We start from the raw sequence: 21274 nt of genomic DNA, 5'->3' as shown, positions 1-21274 counted from the left end.
GTGGGCGCCAGCAGGCGAAAACGCTTCTGGCTATAGGGATGTTATCGGCTTGCTAAAGTAAAACTTGAGGCGCAATGATCAGAACAGGTCACCCATATCCTGGCTGTACGCTTTGACGACTTTGTCGCCCAGACTTTTGAATTGCTGAATCATTCCCACCAGCTTTTGCGCATATTTTGGATCGGTGGCATAACCGGCCGCCTGTAAGGCCTGCGCTCCCTGCTCTGCGCTTGAGGCGTTCGTTACCGCCGCATAGCGAGGGTTTTTGGTCAGGAGTTTGACGTAGTCGGTCAGCGCCTCGAAATAGGAGTTATAGACGCGGAAGCTGGCACGCACTTTCTTCGCTTCACCCTGCTCATATTCGGTGGTCATGATATCGGTGGTGTCACCTTTCCAGTCGCCGCTGGCTTTAATCCCGAACACGTTGTAGCTCGGTTTGCCGTCGCGGGTGAGGATCTGACGCTGGCCCCATCCCGACTCCAGCGCAGCCTGCGCCAGAATCAGGTGATGAGGAATACCACTCTGCTGGCTGGCAGCCTGGGCCGGTTGCGTCAGCTGGGCGATAAACTCGCGGCTGTCACTGGGCAGACCCGTCGGTGAAGCGACCGGCGGCAGACGCGGCATTGCCTTACGCACAATCTGCTCCAGCTGCTGTGCGGGCAGTGGCGTTGCCCCGCTGGTGCTGAGAATAAAGCTGTTATCCAGCTTCATCGGCACCGTACCGGCTTTTTCATCCGGCGCGGTGGCGGGCTGCATCTGTTTGACGATGGTTTCCGCCAGGCCGAGGCCACGTTTCCCCATCTCCTGTGCAATCTGCTGGTCATACATAGAGGTAAAGAGTTTGGTCTGCTCGTTGCCCATAATGCCGTCCTGCGGCAACGCCTCGCGCATACTCTTCAGCATCATCTGTACAAACATCCCTTCGACCTGACGCGCCACCTGCAACGCTTGTCCTTTCGGATCGTTGCTGGCCTGGCGTTTCAGTTCATTCAGGGAACGGCTGTCGAAAGCCGAACTCGTCAGAGATTGCATATCAGCCATCAGATAATTTCCAGTTTGGCACGCAGACAGCCGGCACTCTGCATCGACTGCAGAATTGACATCAGTTCGATAGGTGACGCACCCAGCGCATTCAGCGCACGCACCACGTTGTTCAGGTTGGCGCTGGCGTTGACGCGTTGCAGCGCACCGCCGGTCTGGCGCAGATCGATCTGCGTCTGCGTCGTTGCCACCGTCTGACCACCGGCCAGTGGGGTATCAGGCTGACTGACGTTCTGCTGCTGGTTAACCGTCACCGACAGGTTGCCCTGCGCTACAGCACACTGATTCAGCGTCACTTCACGGTTCATGACCACCGAACCGGTACGGGAGTTGATGATGACTTTGGCATCTTCAACCGGAATCGACACATTAATGTTCTGGATCTCAGCCAGCAGACGCACCTGCGCACCATTATTAGGCGATACGCGGATCTGCACGGTACGGGCATCCAGCGGCTGCGCTGCGCCGTAACCGCCACGGGCGTTAATGGCATCAGCAATTCGCTGCGCCATCGAGAAATCTTCGCTGTTAAGCTGCAGGTTAATGGTGTTCTGCGTACCAAAGTTGCTCTGCAGTTCACGCTCAACGGTTGCACCGCCGGTGATACGGCCACCGTTCAGCTGGTTAACCTGAACACTGCTGCCGCCCGCTGACGCACCCGCGCCACCGACCAGGATATTACCCTGCGCCAGCGCATAAACCTGGTTATCGACCCCTTTCATCGGCGTCATTAACAGCGTGCCGCCGCGCAGGCTTTTGGCGTTACCCAGTGACGAGACCACCACATCCAGGTTCTGTCCCTGACGGGCAAACGAGGGCAGTTTTGCGGTGACCATGACGGCCGCCACGTTCTTCAGCTGCATGTTGGTCCCGGTGGGAACGGTAATACCAAGCTGCGACAGCATGTTGCTCACTGTCTGGGTAGTAAATGGCGTCTGGGTAGTCTGGTCACCGGTGCCATCCAGCCCCACAACCAGGCCGTAGCCCAGCAGCTGGTTATCACGAACGCCCTGTACCGTGGTTAAATCACGAATCAAATCGGCTTTTGCCAGCAGGCTGAAGCCTAGCAGCAGCGCCAGCCCGGCGCGTAACAGCGTTAACTTTTTCATTGAAACCTCTTACATCGGCGAGATGTTCAGGAAGAAACGCTGGAACCAACCCATGGTCTGCGCCTCATTGATGTAACCATTTCCGACGTACTCAATACGTGCATCGGCGACAGCGGTAGATAACACGGCGTTACTGGCGCTGATGGTGCGTGGGTTGACCACGCCCGAGAAGCGAATGAACTCCGTGCCCTGATTAATGGCGATCTGTTTTTCACCGACCACGTGCAGGTTGCCGTTTGACAACACCTGATCCACGGTGACGGTAATGGTGCCGGTAAAGGTGTTATTGGCGGATGCGCCGCCTTTACCTGCGAAATCATTTTTGCCTTCGGCGCTGAGGTTGGCTTTTTCACCACCTGCACCCACCAGGCCTGCCAGACCAGTCGGCACCGCGCTCACACCAAAGCTGTTGCTGCCATCGCGGCTGGCATTGGCTGAGGAGCTCTTGCTGGCGCTGACGTTTTCCTGCAGCGTAATGGTCAGGGTATCGCCAATGTTGCGTGGACGGCGATCTTCAAACAGCGGCTGATAGCCGTAGTTAAGCGGTGCGACGCCCTGGAATATAGAGCCGTTGACCACCGGTGGCGCGGACGGCATTGGTTGCGCTGTAGTTGCACCTTCGACCAGCGGGGTACGCGGGACCAGGGCACATCCGTTGAGAGTTAGCAGCAACGAGGCGACTAACCAATGTCCAGGCTTGAGAATCTGTTGCTTCGCCACGGCGTCACGACCTTATTAATGTCTGTCATTCAGGCCAGCACGCGCTGGCCCTGTTCGGGATTAAAGCTGAGTTAATTTCGCCAGCATCTGATCAGAGGTACTGATCGCCTTGCTGTTGATTTCGTAGGCGCGCTGCGTCTGAATCATGGTGACCAGTTCTTCCGCTACGTTAACGTTCGAGGTTTCGGTATAGCCCTGATAGAGCAGGCCCGCGCCGTTCTGGCCTGGCGTGCTGTCCGTCGGAGCGCCCGATGCCTGCGTTTCCTTGTAGAGGTTTTCACCCACGCTATCGAGACCGGCGTCATTCATAAAGGTGCTCAGGGTTAACTGACCGACCTGCGCGGCCTGAGCCTGGCCCTGCTGCGTCACGCTGACCACACCGTCACGCGACACCGTGATGCTGGTGGCGTTAGCCGGAATGGTAATGCCTGGCTGTACCGGGAAACCGGAGTTGGTCACCAGCTGGCCGTTCTGATCAACCTGAAACGCGCCGTCACGGGTATAAGCAGAGGTGCCATCCGGCATCTGAATCTGAAAATAACCCTGGCCGTTAATGGCGATATCTTTTGAGTTGCTGGTCTGCGACAGGTTGCCCTGCGTATGCAGACGTTCAGTGGTCACCGGACGTACACCAGTACCGATCTGCAAACCAGATGGCAGCGTTGTCTGTTCAGATGACTGGGTGCCCGGCTGGCGCATAGTCTGGTACATCAGATCTTCGAACACGGCACGCGAACGCTTAAAACCGTTGGTGCTGACGTTTGCCAGGTTGTTGGCAATGACGTCCATGTTCATCTGCTGCGCATCAAGACCGGTCTTAGCGATCCATAAAGAACGAATCATGTTGTTATCCTTGTGCCTTAGCCCATGCTCAGAAGCTGGTTGGCTTTTTGTTCATTTTCGTCGACGTTGGTGATGACTTTCATCTGCATCTCAAAACGTCGGGCGTTGGCGATCATATCGACCATGGTTTCTACCGGTTTGACGTTGCTGCCTTCCAGCACGCCAGGCATCACCTGCATAGTGGCATCAGCCTGCAGCGCGGCACCGCGGGTCGCCTGCGTCGACGCAGTAGGCCGGAACATGCCGTCATCACTGCGCTGCAGCTCCTGTCCGGTTGCCCTGACCAGCTTCAGTTTGCCCAGCTGAACCGTGGCGTTCGGCGAATCACCGGCATTCAGCCCGGTGATCGAGCCGTCGGCTGCAATGGTGATTTCAGTGCCCTGCGGGATCACAATCGGACCGCCATCGCCCATCACAGGATTGCCCTGAACCGTCAGCGTACCGGTCGGACTGATTTGCATATTGCCGTTGCGGGTATAGGCTTCGCTGCCGTCAGCGGTACGCACCGCCAGCCAGCCATCCTGCTGCACCGCTACATCGAGCGGACGCTCGGTGTAATCCATCGCGCCCTGACTCATGTCGGCGCCCGGTGTCGAGGCGGCGACCAGCGTACGGGTTGGCAGCGACCAGCCACTCACCGGCACAGCGCGCAGCGCATTCAGCTGCGCACGAAAACCCGGTGTAGAGGCGTTGGCGAGGTTGCTGGCGGTAACCGCCTGCTGATCCAGCGTCTGGCTGGCCGCGCCCATCGCGGTATATATCGCGTGATCCATATGGCAATCCTGTTAGCGAATTAACGTAAGTTAACCAGCGTGTTGAGAATCTGGTCCTGAGTTTTAATGGTCTGCGCATTCGCCTGATAGTTACGCTGCGCGACGATCATGTTCACCAGCTCTTTACTCATGTCGACGTTGGAAGATTCCAGTGCGCCAGCCGTCAGTGAACCAAAGGTGCCGGTATTCGCCAGACCGATTGCTGCCTGACCGGATGCACTTGACGCAGACCAGACGTTGTCGCCCTGAGACTGCAGACCTTCCGGGTTAGAGAAGCTCGCCAGGACAATCTGACCCAGCAGCTGGGTTTTCTGGTTTGAGTAGCTGCCGGTGATGGTGCCGTCATCATTGATCGCGTAGCTGGTCAGATCGCCAGGTGCATAACCATCCTGGGTCGGGCTGCCAAAGGTGGTGCTGCCGGTGTTCTGCTGCAGGCTGCCCAGCATGCTCAGGTTGATCGGCTGATTGGCGACTGCGCCATTCGCTCCGCCCACGTTCAGCGTCAGGCCGACGGTGCCATCGTTAGTCGTGCTGACGACAGCGCCGGTGGCATCCAGCTTAGAAACGCTGGTCAGCTTACCGCTGGTGTCAAACGCCATTCTGAAGTCACCCGCTGAACTGCCGGTGTTGCCATCAATGGTACGCACGGTCCAGCTGTTGCTGGTGGTGTCTTTCACGAAATACATGTCGAGCGCGTGATCATTACCCTGCGAGTCGAACACGGTTGCCGTGGTTTTCTTGTTGTAGCTGTCTGCGTTCGCCGTCGAGAAGGTGGTCACGGATGGTGTGGTATCCGTTGAGTTCAGGTTGGCAACCAGACCGGCGGTCGTGGTCGCGCGGGCTGGCATCTGCTCGGTAGGAATACGCAGTGCCACCGGGTTAGCACCTGCCTGGATAGTGGCCGGTGAACCGCTGGCCGGATAGCCGGTCACGTTCAGACCCTGGGTGTTGACCAGGTTACGGTTGGCATCCAGCGTTAACTGACCATTGCGTGAATAGAAGACGCCGCCGCTGCTGTCGGTCATACGGAAGAAACCGTTACCGCTCAGCGCAACATCCAGGCCACGGCTGGTCGTGGTGGTGGCGCCATCGTTAAAGTTCTGGATTACCGCAGCAACTTTGGTGCCGAGGCCGACGTTAGAACCGGCAAACATATCGGCAAACGCGATGGTGCTCGATTTAAAGCCCGCAGTGGCGGAGTTGGCAATGTTGTTACCGATGACATCAAGGTTACTTGAAGCAGCACCAAGGCCGCTGACCGCTTGGGAAAATGACATGTGTTTGTTTCCTGTCTACAGGTTAATCAGAGAATCTGACGTACGTCGTCAAGGGTGGCGGAGCCCATGGTGCCGAGATCCAGTTTTGTGGTGTTGTTCGCAGTACTCACCCCATTGACGTAGGCGTAGTTAAGCGGTTGTGCCACCAGTTGTGCGTTGCCATTGCTTGCAGCAATCGCAACGCTGTATTTACCATCCGGGGCGACAGAGCCATCTGTCAGCTTGCCGTCCCACGAGAAGGTGTGCACGCCAGCGCTCAGCGCGCCCAGATCGACGGTGTCGATCACCGTGCCACTGGCATCTTTAATGGTTGCCGATGTGCCGGTTGAGGCGGAGGCCAGCTCAACGCCAAATGGCGTTGTGGTGCCGTTGCCTACCAGAATCTGTCCGCCATTGACCATCACGCCATGCCCAATCAGCGTGGAGCTCTGCAGCGACTGGCTGGTGCTGATCTGGCCGGAGATCGATCCCAGCGTGGTATTCAGTTTTTCAATGCCGCTCAGGGTATTGATCTGTGCCAGCTGCGTGGTGAGCTGGCTGTTATCCATTGGATTGGTTGGATCCTGGTTCTTTAACTGCGTCACCAGCATGGTCAGGAACTGATTCTGCAGATCCTGCGCATTGTTGCCGGTGCCACTGGTGTTAGAAGAGCTAAGGACCGTGGGGTCCAGTCTTTCGTTAACGCCTACCGCGATAGCCATAATTTTTCTCCGTTATTGCCCGATCGTCAGGGTTTTCATCATCATCGACTTCACGGTGTTAAGCACTTCGACGTTGGCCTGGTAGCTGCGTGACGCCGACATGGTGTTGACGCTTTCAGAGACCACATCCACGTTCGGCATCTTCACGTAGCCTTTGGCATCTGCCATCGGATTGCCCGGGTCATAGACCAGCTTCGCGGGTGTAGGGTCATCCACGACTCTTGCCACTTTCACGCCGCCGGTCGCTGAGCCTGGCGCCGCATCGGTCTGGAAAACCACCTGCTTTGCCACGTAAGGCTTGCCATCGGGGCCGGTGACGCTGTCGGCGTTCGCCAGGTTACTGGCACTGACGTTTAATCGCTGTGATTGCGCGGTCATCGCTGAACCGGCAATGTCAAAAATATTCAGCAAGGCCATAATTATTGTCCTTGTAACACGCTCATCATGCCTTTGATCTGGCTACTGATGAGAGTGAGGTCGGTTTGGTATTTCAGGCTGTTATCCGCGAACTGCGTACGCTCACGGTCCATATCTACGGTGTTGCCGTCGGCAGAAGGCTGGTCAGGAATGCGATAAAGCATATCCATCGATGGCGCGCCGTTTGTCTGTGCTTCAATGTGGCGAGCTGACGTGACTTTTAACGCCATGCTGCTGCCTTCCGCACGACCATTGGACATCACCCGACTCAGCTCGCTGGCAAAGTCGATATCCCGGGCCTGATAACCAGGGGTATCGGCGTTGGCAATATTTGACGCCAGGATCTCCTGACGTTGAGCACGCAGGTTGAGGGCCTCCGTACCAAATTTCAGCGCCGCATCCAGTTTGTCGAGCATGTTTCCTCCGCGTATGAGAATTTCGAGTTCGCATCTTAATTTTAAAATGCAAGGGGTCATCGTCTGAATAAGGCCTCAAATGACCGCTATTTTGACAATTAAGGATTTTTCTTAAGGGGTACACTCGTCGCCATCATCAGTGAGGAAATGCACAATGCGTCGATATCTGACCCTGCTGACCAGTCTGCTGGTCGCGATCGCCCTGCCGGTTTCCGCCGGGGATCTCAATGCACAACTGAATCAATTTTTTAAAGCGCGTGACGCCCAGCATGCTGACGGCATGGTCGTGGTGGTACGCACACCGCAGGAACAGTGGCCAGCCTGTGAGGCGCCACAGTTCACCCTGCCCGGCAACAGCCGGTTGTGGGGCAATATGAGTGTGGCGGCAAACTGTGGTGAGAACCGCCGTTATATCCAGGTACAGGTACAGGTCACCGGTTCCTATCTGGTGGCGAACCGGCTGCTGAGCCAGGGCAGTAGCGTGAGCGAGAGCGATTTCACTCTGCAGACCGGCCGCCTTGATACTCTGCCCGCCCGCGCCCTGCTGAATGCAGACTCGGTCGCAGATGCTGTGGTGCTGCGCGATATCCAGCCAGGACAGCCGATTAATCCCTCCACGCTGCGTCAGCCGTGGCGTGTTAAGGCCGGTCAGAATGTGATGGTGATTGCCAGCGGTGACGGCTTTGACGCCAGCGGTGAGGGCAAGGCGCTGAATAACGCCGCCCGATCGCAGTCGGTCCGGGTCAGGATGGGAAATGGCCAGATTGTCAGCGGTAAGGTACGCGAGGATGGGAATATTCTTATAACGCTGTAAAGTGTTAAAGAAGACAGTAGTGCTGCCGATAGAAGAATCAACGAAGCGATAACGCTATTCTGATTCAGGTGGCAGACTTCCCCTGACCGTACAGGAGCCCGAACATGAGCATTGACAGAACGCAACCTCTGAAACCCGCCAGCACCGTACAGAGCCGCGACAACAGTGAGCCTGGCAACAACAAAGTGCGCCAGAGCGCCAGCCCGGTGGCAGCAGCCACGACCCCTGCAGCAGCCCAGGTCAGCCTGAGCAGCGCGCAGTCGCAGCTGATGCAGCCGAGCAGCAAAGATATTAACGTCGAGCGCGTTGAACAACTGAAAACCGCCATTCGTAATGGCGAACTGAAGATGGATACCGGCAAAATCGCCGATGCGCTGATTGCCGACACCAAGGCGTATTTAGAGGGTAATTAGTTCCCATGAGTAATTTGCAGACCACCTTAGATAAGATGCAGGACGTGCTGGCGTCGCTCTCAGCCGTGCTGGAAGAAGAGCAGCAGCAGCTGGCCGCAGGAAACATTAACAGCAATCTGCTGCAGCGCATTACCGAAGATAAAAGCGCACTGCTCAGTACGCTGAACTATCTGGATGAGATGCGCCGCACCGCTGAGCAGAGTCAGGCGACATCGGCACCTTATCGTGGTCAGAACGACATGGCGCGCCGCTGGGACACTATCCAGCAGCATAGCCGTCGTCTGCAGGATGCCAATGTTCATAACGGCCTGCTGCTGCAACACCAGATCCGCTACACCCAGGATGCGCTCAATGTGCTGAAGCCGCATCAGACCCAGGCCTTTTACGGCCCGGATGGGATGGGTAAAGGCCAGGCGACGTTAAGTCGCAAAGCCTGAACCGGATAGTAGCGAAAAAAATCCCGCCTGGTGCGTAATGCTGGTCAGTTAAGATTAGATTTGTAAAGGCTGTCTCGGTCAAACGTGGCAGCTTTTTTTCCGGGCGAGCGTGCCGCAGTGCGGGCCAGCGCACCTCTGCTGCTGCCGGGCCGTCCTCGCGCCGCTCACGCGGTTCCTTCGGCTTTGACGTCGTGCCGACGAACCGTTCGGGGCCCTGCCTGGCCGGCCCCGAACTGTCTACGCTTCCCGGCGTGGACTTCTGGCCCACCGTCACGCCTCAGCGCTGCGGATAGCCCTTTCAGCAGCAGAGGCGCTCAGGCCTTCACTCTCGTGCCCTTTTTAACAATACACACTGAAGTTTCAGAGCAGGCCGGTGCCGGGCAGGGGCAGGCAATCCGCAGCGCTGAACAGAATGAGTCTGCCAGGAGAGCCCGCAGGACGCGGGCGAAAGGCGGGGCGGCACAGGATGTGCCATCCCCGGCGGTCCGTCAGGCAGGCGAATGAAGTGAAGGGACCGCGCAGCGGCGCGAGGACCGCCAGCCCCTGTCCGGCACCAGACTGCGTTATCACCTGCCGCTTAACTGACTGGCATTACGCCTGATGCGGGATTTTTTTATGGCCTGATTTAGGCCCTCGGTTACGATTCGCTTTGAAATTGTGTTTTCACAGGGAGTTAAGTTTACTCATTGTGGCAAACCTTACACAGCGGTGCGACGCGCGTAGTCGCGCAGCCGGAAGCCCAGCAGCCCCAGCGCCAGGAAGTAGGCCCCGCCGCCCACACCACAGACCGCGGCCAGACGCAGCAGCCGCCACAGCATCGATCCCTGCTCCCAGTCTGGCATCCACTGCAGCATGGCAAACAGCGCGCCTGCCATCACCACTACGGCTATCAGCAGGCGGATCAGGAAACTGCTCCAGCCCGGCTGCGGCATAAAAATATTCTTCTTACGCAACTGCCAGTAGAGCAGCGACGCATTCAGACAGGCTGCCAGCCCAATCGACAGTGACAGACCGGCGTGTTTCAGCGGACCAATAAATGCCAGGTTCATCACCTGCGTCATGATCAGCGTGATAATCGCGATTTTAACCGGCGTTTTGATGTCCTGACGGGAATAGAAGCCTGGGGCCAGCACCTTGACCACGATCAGCCCCATCAGTCCGACGGAGTAGGCAATCAGGGCGCGCTGCGTCATCAGTGCATCAAAGGCGGTGAATTTGCCGTACTGGAACAACGCCACGGTCAGCGGGCCGGAGAGCATGCCCAGCGCCACCGCGCTGGGAAGCGCCAGCAGGAAACAGAGGCGCAGACCCCAGTCCATCAGCCGGGAATATTCATCATGGTTGCCGCTGGCAAAACTTTTGGCCAGCGACGGCAGCAGAATGGTGCCCAGCGCCACGCCCAGCACACCCGAGGGGAACTCCATCAGGCGGTCCGCGTAGTACATCCAGGAGACCGAACCTGAGACCAGAAACGAGGCGAAAATGGTGTTAATGATCAGCGAGATCTGACTGACAGAAACGCCCAGAATGGCTGGTCCCATCTGACGCATGACCCGCCAGACACCCGCATCACGCAGATTCAGGCGTGGCAGCACCAGCATCCCGAGTTTCTTCAGGTGTGGCAGCTGATAGCCGAGTTGCAGCACGCCGCCAGCCACGACGGCCCAGGCCAGCGCCATTACCGGTGGGTGGAAGTGCGGCGCGGCAAACAGCGCAAAGCCAATCATGCTGACGTTCAGCAGGGTCGGTGCAAAGGCCGGTACCGAGAAGCGGTTCCAGGTATTCAGCACTGCACCCGCCAGTGACGCCAGCGAAATCAACATAATGTAGGGAAAGGTCACCCGCAGCAGCGAGCTGGTGAGCGCAAACTTATCGGGACTGTCGGCAAAGCCGGGTGCCGTCACCATAATGACCCAGGGCGCAGCAATCATGCCCGCCACCGTGACCAGCGCCAGCGCCAGCGTCAGCAGGCCCGAGACGTAAGCCAGGAACAGTTTCGTCGCCTCTTCGCCCTGCTTGCTTTTATATTCAGCCAGAATGGGCACGAAGGCCTGAGAAAAGGCGCCTTCAGCAAAAATACGCCGCAGCAGATTGGGAAGCTTAAACGCAACAAAGAACGCATCGGTCGCCATTCCGGCGCCAAACACCCGCGCCACGATGGCATCACGGGCAAAGCCCAGTACGCGGGAAAACAGGGTCATAGAACTGACCGCTGCCAGCGATTTTAACAAATTCATAATTGACGGCGCATCCTGAAAAGAATCGGCAAAAAAGGAGAATTAGCGCGGGCACCCAGAAGATGCCCGGCGACAGTCTACTGCCACGGAGGGAAATGACCAGCACGGAGTGTTACAAGGCGTTATTCCTGCGTCGCCTCACGCCACAATTTTTCCACCACACGCTGCGCCATCAGCGCCTGCTCACCGCTGGTTTCAGGCTTCGTCTGATTTTGTACGCAGTCGATGAAATGGCGAGCCGCACCGCTGAAACCGCGCTGGGTCAGATGACTCTGCCACGCGGGCGGTGGCGTAATCAGCAGCCCGTCACGCCGTTCTTCCTGCCAGTCGCGCATTTCACTGATGTCGATGCACTTACTGTCACATACTGCGCTGACCCGCTCGCGCTGGCTGCCTGCGCGCCGGTGCATGCTGGTGGTAATCGACAAGCCCTCAACAGCGAAATGGTGCTCGGCATAGAGCATCTGCCCCTGTTCGTTGGTGTCGATGCGTCCCTGAACCTGGCGAAAGGGTTTCCCGCCCAGCCAGAGAGCGGTGTCCACCACATGCAGGTAGTCGTCGAGCAGAGTAAAGCGGAGATCCTGTGGCCCGACGCTGTCGCTACGGTGCTTTTCAATCCGCAGAGAAGCGGCGTCCGCCATCTCTGCCCGCAGCTGCTGATAGCGCGGGGCGAACCGACGGTTAAATGCCACCATCAGCTTACGCTGCCGTTTTTCCGCCAGCGCCACCAGCGCCTCAGCCTGCTCCAGGGTTTCAGCCAGCGGCTTATCGACGCAGACATCCTTTCCTGCCAGCAGCAGCGCCCTGACCACGTCATAGTGCGTGGCGGTGCTGCTGTGGACAAAGACCGCGTCGCAGGCAGCGGCTAATTCATTCAGCGAACCAAAACATGGCATGCGATAACTGTCACAGACCGGCCGGGCTTTGGCCTGGTTCGGGGAAAACGCCCCTGCCAGGGTCCAGTCCGTCGCCGCCGACAGCACCGGCAGCCAGGCTTTCTGCGCAATACCGCCTAATCCCACTACGCCAATACGTAAGGTCATCTCAGCTCTCCGGTTGCAGCAGTTGGGTGAGTTGTGTCTGAAGCGCTGCAACCTGCTGTTCCAGCGTTGCGACCCGCGCCGCCAGATCGCCCTGCTCTTCCGACGCGTCTGCGGCCTGCGACTGGTCTCGCTCATCGCCCAGCAGATGCATAAAGCGGCTTTCGCGCTTGCCAGCTTCACGCGGCAGGCGGATCACCTGAGCGCTGTCGTCGCGCTGCATCAATCCTTCCAGCGTGTGCTCAACTTCGCTGACATCACTGAACTCGTGCAGACGACCGCTGCGGGTACGCAGTTCGCCTGGCGTCTGGGGCCCGCGCAGTAACAGCAGCGTCAGCAGAGCGACTTCTGCGCTGTTTAGCTTTATCGTGCCAAACGCGGAGTTGCAGAAACGCTGCTCATATTTCACGACCCGCTGCCCGGCGGCGCTGCTGGCGGTAATCAGATGCCGTTTTTCCAGCTGATCGAGCTGATCCTGTACCTCACTTTCGCTCAGCTCCATCACCGGCTCGCGGTTCGATTTCTGGTTACAGGCAACCACCACGCCATTCAGTGACAGCGGATACTGTTCCGGCGTGGTGACCTGCTTCTCCAGCAGGCAGCCCAGCACACGCATCGCCTGCGCCGATAAAGTCATCTTCATGCTCACATCCTCAATATTATCCACGCCGGTCAGGCGTCCATTCCCGCAGGGTTAAGGCTGTCAGCACGTGATCCTGCCAGCGTCCGTCGATCAGCAGATAATCTTTCGCGTAACCCTCTTTCTCAAAACCGAGTCGCGCCAGCAGATCGCCGCTGCGCTGGTTGTGCGGCATGTAGTTAGCCATGATGCGGTGAATATGCTGCTGACGCTGCATATAGCGGATAGCCACCTGCAACGCTTCGAACATGAACCCCTGTCCCTGCCACTTTTCACCCAGAGAATAGCCGAGGTAACAGGCATGAAAGGATCCGCGCAGCACGTTGCTGAAGTTCGCCACCCCCCTCACTTCGGTTTCATTGTTGTCCATTAAAACGAAATAGAAGGCCGAACCCTGCTTATGCATGTCGGAAATCAGCCCGAGCCGCGCCTGCCAGCCTGAGGGATAGCAGTGACTGTCATCGCGCACCGGCTCCCAGGGTTTTAAAAAAAGGCGGTTTTCCGCGTAGTAATCTGCCATTCGCCAGGCATCACGCTCGTGAACCAGACGGACCACCAGTCGATCGGTGGTTAATCGCACCCTGGGCGCGGCAGAACGATAGCCAAACATCCTGACTCCTGAAATCAATGGCTGATAGAGATGAGCCGTCATAACCCGGCTTTCACTATAACCGCCGCCTGCGTTGCGGTAAAACGTTACAGCGGTCTGGCGATAAAGAGGTTGATTCTGCTCGGATAGCACAACGGATTACCAACAGTGCAGGCAGCTTCAGCAGCGGATCCTGCAGCGCGCCTGACAGCCAGGTTTGCCCTGTGAGGTAATCTCTTCCATACTTTTTATGAACCCGAAAACAGGGTGAGTCGATTCACTCTGTCAAACACTAAATCTGTAAAACCCGGGAGATCAGGATGAAGCTCTATATCTACGACCACTGCCCTTTCTGCGTTAAAGCGCGAATGATTTTTGGCCTGAAAAACAAGCCGGTTGAGCTGGTGGTCATGCTCAACGATGATGAAGAGACGCCGAAACGACTGATCGGACAGAAAATGGCACCCATTCTGCAGAAACAGGATGGCAGCGCGATGCCCGAGAGCATGGAGATCGTACACTATGTCGATCAACAGGATGGCGAGCCGCTGATCGTCGGCGCGCTGAATCCTGCGCTCGGCGACTGGCTGCGTCATATGAACAGCTATGTCAATAAACTGCTGCTGCCGCGCATTGCAGAGGCGGCGTTTGCCGAATTCGCGACGCCGGAGGCACGTGACTATTTCCGCAACAAAAAACAGGCGAGCATCGGTGATTTCGACACGCTGAAAAGTCATTCTGCCGGCCTGATTAAAAACGTCAGCGATGATCTGCGCAAGCTTGACAAACTAATCGTCCAGCCCAATGCGGTGAATGGCGAGCTGTCCGAAGATGATTTTAATCTCTTCCCGCTGCTGCGCTCTCTGACGCTGGTGGCTGGTATCGACTGGCCGAGCCGGGTCGCTGACTACCGCGATAACATGGCCAAACAGACCCAGGTGAATCTGCTCTCCTCCGTCGCTCACTGACCTCTCCCGATGAGAGACGCTGAGGCGTTTCTCATCTCTTTCCTGATGACACCCGCCACGCATTCAGGCAGGCTATGGCCTGTTTATTGGCTCTGATATTCAGGATAAAGATTGATGAAAAAGGCTTTTTTCGGGCTGACTGCCCTGTTGATCGCGCTGCTGGTGAGCGGCTGTAATCAACTGACGCAATACACCATCAGCGAACAGGAAGTAAACCAGGCGCTGCAGAAGCACAATAACTATGAGAAAGATATTGGCGTTTCCGGGCTGGTTAATGCGCACATCGTCCTGAACAACCTGACCAGTCAGATTGGCCGTGAAGAGCCAGGTAAAGTGACGCTCTCTGGCAACGCCAAAATCAACGTAACGTCACTGTTTGGTCCGCAACAGGCCGATATGCAACTGAAGATGCGTGCTCAGCCGGTCTATGACCAGCAGCAGGGTGCAATCTATCTGCGCGATCTGGAAATTGTTGATGCGCAGGTCGCTCCGGAAAAAATGGCCTCCATTATGAAAACGCTGACGCCTTACCTGAATCAGTCGCTGAAAAACTACTTTGATCAAAAGCCCGCTTACGTGCTCAGCGCTGACCGCAGTAAAGGCGAATCGCTGGCGAAGAAATTTGCCAAAGGACTGGAAGTGAAACCTGGCGAACTGGTTATTCCCTTTACGCAGTAACGCCGTTATCCGCGCCCCTGGCGCGGATTTTCTTTATCAGCATAAAAAGCAGGTGCAAACGGTTGCCTGAATCCTTATGCTTATACCCCGGCCAAAACACGCCTTTTGTTTCCCTTCTGCCGGAGCTTCACTGATGACAGCACAACCTCAGCAACTTACCCTGCGTCGCCCTGACGACTGGCATATTCATCTGCGCGACGATGAGATGCTTAACACGGTCCTGCCCTATACCAGCGCGGTGAATGGTCGTGCCATTGTGATGCCTAACCTGGTGCCGCCGGTGACCAGCGTGGCAGCGGGTGAAGCGTACCGCGATCGTATCCTGGCGGCGCTGCCCGCCGATCACGCCTTTACGCCGTTGATGACCTGCTATCTGACCGACTCGCTTGATCCTGATGAGCTTGAGCGCGGTTTCACCTCGGGTCTGTTTACCGCGGCTAAGCTCTATCCGGCGCACGCCACGACGAACTCCAGCCATGGCGTTACCGATATCGCCTCGATTGCCCGCGTGCTGGAGCGGATGCAGAAGCTCGGTATGCCGCTGCTGATCCACGGCGAAGTCACCGATGCGCATGTCGACATTTTTGATCGCGAAGCCCGGTTTATCGAAACGGTCATGATGCCGCTGCGCAGCCAGTTTCCGGCACTGAAAGTAGTGATGGAGCACATTACCACTCAGGACGCCGCGGAATATGTTGCCGCCGCCGATGAGACGCTGGGCGCGACCATTACCCCGCAGCATTTGATGTTTAACCGCAACCACATGCTGGTGGGCGGGATTCGTCCTCACCTCTACTGCCTGCCGATTCTTAAGCGCAACGTGCATCAGGAGGCGTTGCGCAAATTAGTGGCGAGTGGTCATCCGCGCGTCTTCCTCGGCACTGACACAGCACCGCATCTGCGTCATCTCAAAGAGGCCAGTTGCGGCTGCGCAGGCGTATTTAATGCGCCAGCGTCATTACCCGCTTACGCCACCGTTTTTGAAGAGCTGAACGCGCTGGAACATTTTGAAGCGTTCTGTTCAGAGAATGGCCCACGTTTTTACGGCCTGCCGCTGAATGAAGGGACGATTACCCTGGTGCGTGAGCCCTGGCAGGTGCCCGAGTCCATCGCGCTCGGCAGCCACTCACTGGTGCCGTTCCTGGCGGGTGAAACGCTGAACTGGCGCATCGCATAATTTTCCTTGCCTCCGGCCTGCTGATACTGTAAATATATACAGTATCTTAAACGGAGGCTGTTATGCGCGTTGAAATTACCGTATCAAATACCCGACCTCTTCCTGCTGGCGCGATAGAAGCGTTAAGCGATGAATTATCGCGCCGCATTGATGAACAGTTCCCTGACTCGACCAATCACGTCAAGGTACGTTATGCCAGTGCTAATAATCTCAGCGTGCTGGGCGGTGGAAAAGAGACGCGCGACCAGATCAGCGAAATCCTGCAGCAGACGTGGGAAAGCGCTGACGACTGGTTCATTACTGATTAACCGCCACTGTGCTTTTTTTCCGGGTGTCGCCACCCGGTTTTTTTATCTTTTCTCCCCTCTCGCACTTACCCCATCCTGCATCTAGACTCTTAATGATCAATGCCCTATCCTTGCGCTCGTCACGCATAACAGGAGGTGCGACACCATGACTACTGATAAACCGGAAGAGGCGATGACCTTTGGTGAGTTGTTAGCACTGATTGGTGATCAAAAGCGTCGTTTAACGGTGCTGGAAAATGCCTTTTCCAGTCTGATTTTCTGTCTTGACGATCGTGCCAGTCAGCTACTGGTACACAATCTGTCGCTGGAAGCCCAAAATCAAAACCATGATGAGCAGCTTCAGCAGCACTTTGCCCGTCTGGCAGAAACCCTGCAAAAACGCGGCGGCGGCGTAGTGCCAGAAACGCCGGCTCTCTGAGTTCCCGCTCACGCGGCATAGCCCGCTTTTTGCCTGTCTATTGACTGCTGATAAAAATGCCTGCCCGTCAGGCATTTTATTTTTTTACCCCCGTCTTTCAAACGCAAATATTCTGTGAGAAGCTGACTCACGGCATTTTTTAAACAGTGATGCCCCGGTTTACTGTTATAATTGTTTCGCTATTGGAATAAAAAAGCCGCATTGAACCTCATCATGCACTTCGTTTAACGAGTAATAAGGAGGTTATAATGGACAGAAGAAAAGATGTTATCCAGACTCACCCACTGGTGGGCTGGGATATCAGTACCGTTGATAGCTATGACGCCATGATGATCCGCCTGCACTCATTGTCGTCGCAGGATCAAAAAGAAGAAGAAGCGGATGTTGGCCCGACTTACTGGCTGACAACGGATGTGGCAAGGCAATTTATCTCGATCCTCGAAGCAGGCATCGCCAAGATAGAATCAGCTGAACAGATAGAACGACTCCTCAATAAGCATTAATTTCTGCCGCATCAAAGAGGCGCCCTCAGGGGTGCCTTTTTCGTTTCTGTTTCTGGTATGCTTTTGATTCTCTGTCTCTTAGAGCGTGGTTACCATGATTTATGATCTTATCGTCGTTGGCAGCGGTTCAGTGGGCGCGGCGGCAGGCTACTATGCCACTCAGGCGGGTTTATCGGTGTTAATGATCGACAGCGCCCATCCTCCCCATAATCAGGGCACACATCATGGCGAGAGCCGGCTGATTCGTCACGCTTATGGTGAAGGCGAACGCTATGTTCCCCTGGTTCTGCGGGCGCAAACGCTGTGGGATGAGCTGGAACAGCGTGCCGGTGAGCGCATCATGCATCGTAGCGGCGTACTTAACCTCGCTCCGAATCAGTCGCCGTTTATTCAGAACGTTATCGACAGCGCAACCCGCTGGCAGCTCAATATTGAGGTAATGCAGCCTGAAGACGTTCGCAGGCGCTGGCCACAAATCAACGTGCCTGAAGGTTATCTGGGCGTATTTGAGCCGCAGTCCGGCTATCTGAAATGTGAACAGGCGGTACGCAGCTGGATCCAGCTGGCGGAGCAGGCGGGCTGCGCGCAGCTGTTTAACTGCCCGGTTTCAGAGCTGGGTCGCGATGGCGATCTGCAGCAGGTCACTACCCTGGATGGCGTCTACCGGGGCCGCAAAATGTTGATCAGTGCAGGCACCTGGGTTGGCAAATTAGTGCCTGACCTGCCAGTTGCGCCCACTCGCAAGGTGTTCGCCTGGTATCAGGCAGATGGCCGCTACAGTGAGAATAATAAGTTTCCCGGTTTTACGGTGGAAATGGGCGATGGCAGCCAGTTTTATGGCTTCCCGGCGGATAATAATGCCCTGAAAGTAGGTCGTCATGATGGCGGTCAACTGATGCAGCAGCCGGAGGATAGTAAAGCTTTTGGCGCGGTGGCGGCCGATGGCAGTGAAGCTTTTGGTTTCCTCCGTCAGTTTTTACCTGGCGTCGGTGTCTGTCTGCATGGCGAAGCCTGCAGCTACGATTTTAGCCCGGATGAAGACTTTATTATTGATACTCTGCCAGGAGAACCTGACCGCCTGTTAATTACCGGGCTCAGCGGACACGGGTTTAAATTTGCCAGCGTATTGGGCGAACTGGCTGCAGAATTTGCCCAGCAAAAACCGTTCTCTTTTGATCTGACCCCCTTCCGCCTCTCACGTTTCTGACTCTGAAAAAGGGTGGTATCAGGTTGATGCCGCCCGATTCACAGACTTTGACAAAAACTGACTATTTCTGACATTAAGCCAGATTATATTTCGCCCTTATGGTTAATTCCGGCCCTTTTTAGTTGACGATCAGCGCGTCAGAAATAACTCATTCAGTAATATTGCGCATTTCACGCCCGGTTTATTCAACCTTTTCACAAAATAAAATTAAAGTTATAGAAGCGTAAGGATGATTGCTTTTATATTTCATAATGTGGATGCTTATTTCAGATTATTACTTCATGAAACCCCATTATGTTATTACGTAATTCATCTCATCAGTTTGGCCTGGTTGCCGTGCTGCTGCACTGGTCGATGGCGCTGGCGATTTATGCCATGTTTGCGCTGGGTTTATGGATGGTCGGCCTCGGCTATTACGATAGCTGGTATCACGACGCGCCTGAGATCCATAAAAGCATCGGCGTGATCCTGTTGCTGACGCTGATCATTCGCCTGCTGTGGCGCGTTATTTCACCGCCGCCAAAACCGCTTAGCAGTTATTCCCCGCTGGTACGCATCAGTTCGGTGGTGGCCCACCTGTTACTGTATACCCTGCTGCTGGCGATTCTGATCAGCGGCTATCTGATCTCCACCGCCGATGGCAAACCCATCTCAGTATTCAGCTGGTTCACCCTGCCCGCGCTGTTCAGCGGTGCTGGCGAACAGGCTGATCTTGCGGGCGACATTCACCTCTGGCTGGCCTGGACGGTTGTGGTCCTGTCACTGCTGCATGGTCTGGCTGCGGTAAAACATCACGTTATCGATCGCGATATCACCTTAAAACGGATGTCGGGTTTGCGTTTCACCTCTCCCTCTGAAAAGGATAAATAATATGTTTAAAAAGACCCTGCTGGCGATGACCGGTGCCAGTCTGCTGCTCGGCTCACTAACCGCCTCTGCCGCTGACTACAAAATCGATAAAGAGGGCCAGCACGCCTTTATTCAGTTCCGTATCCAGCATCTGGGTTACAGCTGGCTCTACGGCACCTTTAAGGATTTTGATGGCCGCTTCACCTTTGATGAGAAGAATCCTGCCGCAGATAAAGTCGACGTCACCATTAACACCAGCAGTATCGATACTAACCATGCTGAACGTGACAAGCACCTGCGCAGTGCGGACTTCCTGAACACCAGCAAAAACCCGCAGGCCACTTTTAAATCCACAGCGGTGAAAAAAGAGGGTGATGAGCTGAAGATTACGGGCGATCTTACACTGAATGGCGTGACCAAACCGGTAACGCTCGAGGCAAAAATGCTGGGTGAAGGTAAAGATCCGTGGGGCGGCTACCGCGCTGGCTTTGAGGCCGAAGGGGAAATTGCACTGAAAGATTTCAACATCACCAAAGATCTGGGGCCAGCTTCGCAGAAGGTTCAGCTGATGATCTCGGTTGAGGGTGTACGCCAGTAAAACAGCAAGCCGCCTGAAGCTGACTTCAGGCGGCCACGCTTATTTCTTCAGCGGCGAGGGAATGGTCATGTTTAACAGGCCACGCGACTTGTTAAAGATCTTGTTGCCATTTTCACGTCCTCCCCGACGCGCGCGCTGCTCTTCCGGTGAGAGCTTTGCCTCTTCCTGGCAGATCGGGCTACAGCAGTTCTCAAACTTCTCTGCGCAGCTCTTGCATTGAATAAACAGCAGATGACAACCGTCATTGACGCAATTAACGTGGGTATCACAGGGTTCGCCGCACTGATGACAGTTCGACAACACATCGTCAGAGATACGCTCACCCATCCGCTCATCAAAAACAAAGTTTTTGCCTTTGAAGCGTACCGGTAATCCCTGCTCACGGGCGCGTCGGGCATACTCGATGATGCCGCCCTCAATGTGATAGACATCCTCAAAGCCGTTATGCCGCATCCAGGCGCTGGCCTTTTCACAGCGGATCCCGCCGGTGCAATACATCACGATCTTTTTGTCTTTCTGATCCTGCAGCATCTCAACCGCCATCGGCAGCTGGTCGCGGAAGGTGTCAGCAGGCACTTCCAGCGCGTTGTCGAAGCGACCCACTTCATATTCGTAGTGGTTACGCATATCCACGAACAGGGCGTCAGGATCGTCCAGCATGGCGTTAACGTCTGCCGCTTTAAGATACTGACCTACATCACTGGCATCAAAACTGTCGTCTTCAATACCGTCCGCGACAATACGGTCGCGTACTTTCAGACGCAGCACCCAGAACGATTTTCCATCATCATCCAGCGCAATGTTCATCCGCAGGTTGTTCAGCGCCGGATCAAAGCCATATAGCCATTCTTTCATCTTTTCATACTGGCTGGCGGGCACGCTGATCTGCGCATTGATGCCTTCGTGGGCTACGTAGACGCGACCAAAGACCTTAAGAGCCGTCAGGCCAAGGTAAAGCGCGTCACGGAATGCTTTGGGATCGGCAATCTGGAAATATTTATAAAAAGAGACTGTGGTGCGCGGCTCGGTTTCAGCCAGCATGCGCGCCTTCAGCTCTTTATTGGAAACGAGGTTATGTAACACTGGCATGGTGTTCTTTCC

Annotated in this window: 26 protein-coding genes; 12 read left to right on the top strand and 14 right to left on the bottom strand. The window is 55.8% G+C overall.

All coding sequences use genetic code 11. The features are described 5' to 3' along the window. Positions 1-78: 78 nt before the first annotated feature. The 9 genes from flgJ to flgB are packed head-to-tail and all read right to left on the bottom strand — an operon-like array spanning position 79 to position 7297. The gene (flgJ, locus tag AC0T7J_RS09810; RefSeq protein WP_473793767.1) at positions 79-1041 is read right to left on the bottom strand and encodes a flagellar assembly peptidoglycan hydrolase FlgJ; all 963 of its coding nucleotides are present in this window, start codon (positions 1039-1041) and stop codon (positions 79-81) included. Continuing rightward, entirely contained in the window at positions 1041-2150 is a 1110-nt protein-coding gene (locus AC0T7J_RS09805; RefSeq protein WP_031592460.1) for a flagellar basal body P-ring protein FlgI, read from the bottom strand. Before AC0T7J_RS09805 ends, flgJ begins: the two co-directional genes overlap by 1 nt. 9 nt (positions 2151-2159) lie before the next feature. Then, on the bottom strand, positions 2160-2870 hold the full coding sequence (locus AC0T7J_RS09800; protein ID WP_029518984.1) for a flagellar basal body L-ring protein FlgH: 711 nt from the start codon (positions 2868-2870) through the stop codon (positions 2160-2162). Positions 2871-2930: 60 nt separating this feature from the next. Continuing rightward, on the bottom strand, positions 2931-3713 hold the full coding sequence (gene flgG / locus AC0T7J_RS09795; RefSeq protein ID WP_003849881.1) for a flagellar basal-body rod protein FlgG: 783 nt from the start codon (positions 3711-3713) through the stop codon (positions 2931-2933). 17 nt (positions 3714-3730) lie between these two features. Continuing rightward, complete coding sequence (locus AC0T7J_RS09790) at positions 3731-4486, bottom strand: flagellar basal body rod protein FlgF (RefSeq protein ID WP_010669843.1); 756 nt, start codon at positions 4484-4486, stop codon at positions 3731-3733. Positions 4487-4506: 20 nt separating this feature from the next. Further along, on the bottom strand, positions 4507-5763 hold the full coding sequence (gene flgE, locus AC0T7J_RS09785; RefSeq protein ID WP_473793764.1) for a flagellar hook protein FlgE: 1257 nt from the start codon (positions 5761-5763) through the stop codon (positions 4507-4509). A 26-nt stretch (positions 5764-5789) separates the two neighbouring features. Beyond that, entirely contained in the window at positions 5790-6464 is a 675-nt protein-coding gene (flgD, locus tag AC0T7J_RS09780; protein ID WP_031592458.1) for a flagellar hook assembly protein FlgD, read from the bottom strand. 12 nt (positions 6465-6476) lie between these two features. Beyond that, entirely contained in the window at positions 6477-6881 is a 405-nt protein-coding gene (gene flgC, locus AC0T7J_RS09775; RefSeq protein ID WP_013357440.1) for a flagellar basal body rod protein FlgC, read from the bottom strand. 2 nt (positions 6882-6883) lie between these two features. Further along, complete coding sequence (gene flgB / locus AC0T7J_RS09770; RefSeq protein WP_003849889.1) at positions 6884-7297, bottom strand: flagellar basal body rod protein FlgB; 414 nt, start codon at positions 7295-7297, stop codon at positions 6884-6886. Between the two features lie 154 nt (positions 7298-7451). Between flgB and flgA the strand changes: the two genes are divergently transcribed. The 3 genes from flgA to flgN all read left to right on the top strand — a co-directional run bounded on the left by flgA (position 7452) and on the right by flgN (position 8961). Then, positions 7452-8111, top strand: coding sequence for a flagellar basal body P-ring formation chaperone FlgA (gene flgA, locus AC0T7J_RS09765; RefSeq protein WP_010246373.1), 660 nt, complete (start codon positions 7452-7454; stop codon positions 8109-8111). Between the two features lie 104 nt (positions 8112-8215). Beyond that, complete coding sequence (gene flgM / locus AC0T7J_RS09760) at positions 8216-8524, top strand: flagellar biosynthesis anti-sigma factor FlgM (RefSeq protein WP_473793760.1); 309 nt, start codon at positions 8216-8218, stop codon at positions 8522-8524. A 5-nt stretch (positions 8525-8529) separates the two neighbouring features. Continuing rightward, the gene (gene flgN / locus AC0T7J_RS09755; RefSeq protein WP_473793758.1) at positions 8530-8961 is read left to right on the top strand and encodes a flagellar export chaperone FlgN; all 432 of its coding nucleotides are present in this window, start codon (positions 8530-8532) and stop codon (positions 8959-8961) included. A 698-nt stretch (positions 8962-9659) separates the two neighbouring features. Here the strand turns inward: flgN and murJ are convergent. The 4 genes from murJ to rimJ all read right to left on the bottom strand — a co-directional run bounded on the left by murJ (position 9660) and on the right by rimJ (position 13488). Continuing rightward, positions 9660-11198, bottom strand: coding sequence for a murein biosynthesis integral membrane protein MurJ (gene murJ, locus AC0T7J_RS09750; RefSeq protein WP_473793756.1), 1539 nt, complete (start codon positions 11196-11198; stop codon positions 9660-9662). A gap of 122 nt (positions 11199-11320) precedes the next feature. Further along, complete coding sequence (locus AC0T7J_RS09745; RefSeq protein WP_473793754.1) at positions 11321-12241, bottom strand: Gfo/Idh/MocA family protein; 921 nt, start codon at positions 12239-12241, stop codon at positions 11321-11323. 1 nt (position 12242) lies between these two features. Beyond that, the gene (locus AC0T7J_RS09740) at positions 12243-12881 is read right to left on the bottom strand and encodes a YceH family protein (protein WP_473793752.1); all 639 of its coding nucleotides are present in this window, start codon (positions 12879-12881) and stop codon (positions 12243-12245) included. Positions 12882-12897: 16 nt separating this feature from the next. Next, positions 12898-13488, bottom strand: a complete 591-nt coding sequence (gene rimJ, locus AC0T7J_RS09735; RefSeq protein ID WP_473793750.1) for a ribosomal protein S5-alanine N-acetyltransferase — start codon at positions 13486-13488, stop codon at positions 12898-12900. Positions 13489-13787: 299 nt separating this feature from the next. On the opposite strand from rimJ, the gene grxB reads away from it, so the two are divergent. The 9 genes from grxB (at position 13788) to AC0T7J_RS09690 (ending at position 20173) form a co-directional block, all read left to right on the top strand. Continuing rightward, complete coding sequence (grxB, locus tag AC0T7J_RS09730; RefSeq protein WP_473793748.1) at positions 13788-14435, top strand: glutaredoxin 2; 648 nt, start codon at positions 13788-13790, stop codon at positions 14433-14435. 114 nt (positions 14436-14549) lie between these two features. Continuing rightward, positions 14550-15113, top strand: a complete 564-nt coding sequence (locus AC0T7J_RS09725) for a lipoprotein (protein WP_010246390.1) — start codon at positions 14550-14552, stop codon at positions 15111-15113. 133 nt (positions 15114-15246) lie between these two features. After that, positions 15247-16290 (top strand): dihydroorotase, encoded by a 1044-nt coding sequence (gene pyrC, locus AC0T7J_RS09720; protein ID WP_473793746.1) that lies wholly within the window; start codon positions 15247-15249, stop codon positions 16288-16290. Between the two features lie 62 nt (positions 16291-16352). Next, the gene (gene dinI, locus AC0T7J_RS09715; RefSeq protein ID WP_003849907.1) at positions 16353-16598 is read left to right on the top strand and encodes a DNA damage-inducible protein I; all 246 of its coding nucleotides are present in this window, start codon (positions 16353-16355) and stop codon (positions 16596-16598) included. A gap of 145 nt (positions 16599-16743) precedes the next feature. Then, positions 16744-17016, top strand: coding sequence for a hypothetical protein (locus AC0T7J_RS09710; RefSeq protein ID WP_010246397.1), 273 nt, complete (start codon positions 16744-16746; stop codon positions 17014-17016). A gap of 248 nt (positions 17017-17264) precedes the next feature. Continuing rightward, positions 17265-17519, top strand: coding sequence for a biofilm formation regulator BssS (bssS, locus tag AC0T7J_RS09705; protein WP_003849911.1), 255 nt, complete (start codon positions 17265-17267; stop codon positions 17517-17519). A gap of 94 nt (positions 17520-17613) precedes the next feature. Next, positions 17614-18726 carry an N-methyl-L-tryptophan oxidase gene (gene solA / locus AC0T7J_RS09700; RefSeq protein ID WP_473793742.1) on the top strand — a complete coding sequence of 371 codons (1113 nt, stop codon included), beginning with the start codon at positions 17614-17616 and terminating at the stop codon, positions 18724-18726. A 294-nt stretch (positions 18727-19020) separates the two neighbouring features. Next, complete coding sequence (locus AC0T7J_RS09695) at positions 19021-19596, top strand: cytochrome b (RefSeq protein WP_473793740.1); 576 nt, start codon at positions 19021-19023, stop codon at positions 19594-19596. Position 19597: 1 nt separating this feature from the next. After that, the gene (locus AC0T7J_RS09690) at positions 19598-20173 is read left to right on the top strand and encodes a YceI family protein (protein ID WP_010669831.1); all 576 of its coding nucleotides are present in this window, start codon (positions 19598-19600) and stop codon (positions 20171-20173) included. A gap of 39 nt (positions 20174-20212) precedes the next feature. On the opposite strand, the gene trhO is transcribed toward AC0T7J_RS09690, so the two are convergent. Next, a complete protein-coding gene (trhO, locus tag AC0T7J_RS09685; RefSeq protein ID WP_473793738.1) occupies positions 20213-21262 on the bottom strand; it encodes an oxygen-dependent tRNA uridine(34) hydroxylase TrhO in 1050 nt (349 codons plus the stop codon). Between the last annotated feature and the right edge of the window lie 12 nt (positions 21263-21274).

Source organism: Pantoea sp. E956-1 (assembly GCF_982223955.1).
This window is presented reverse-complemented; position numbering and strand designations above follow the sequence as displayed.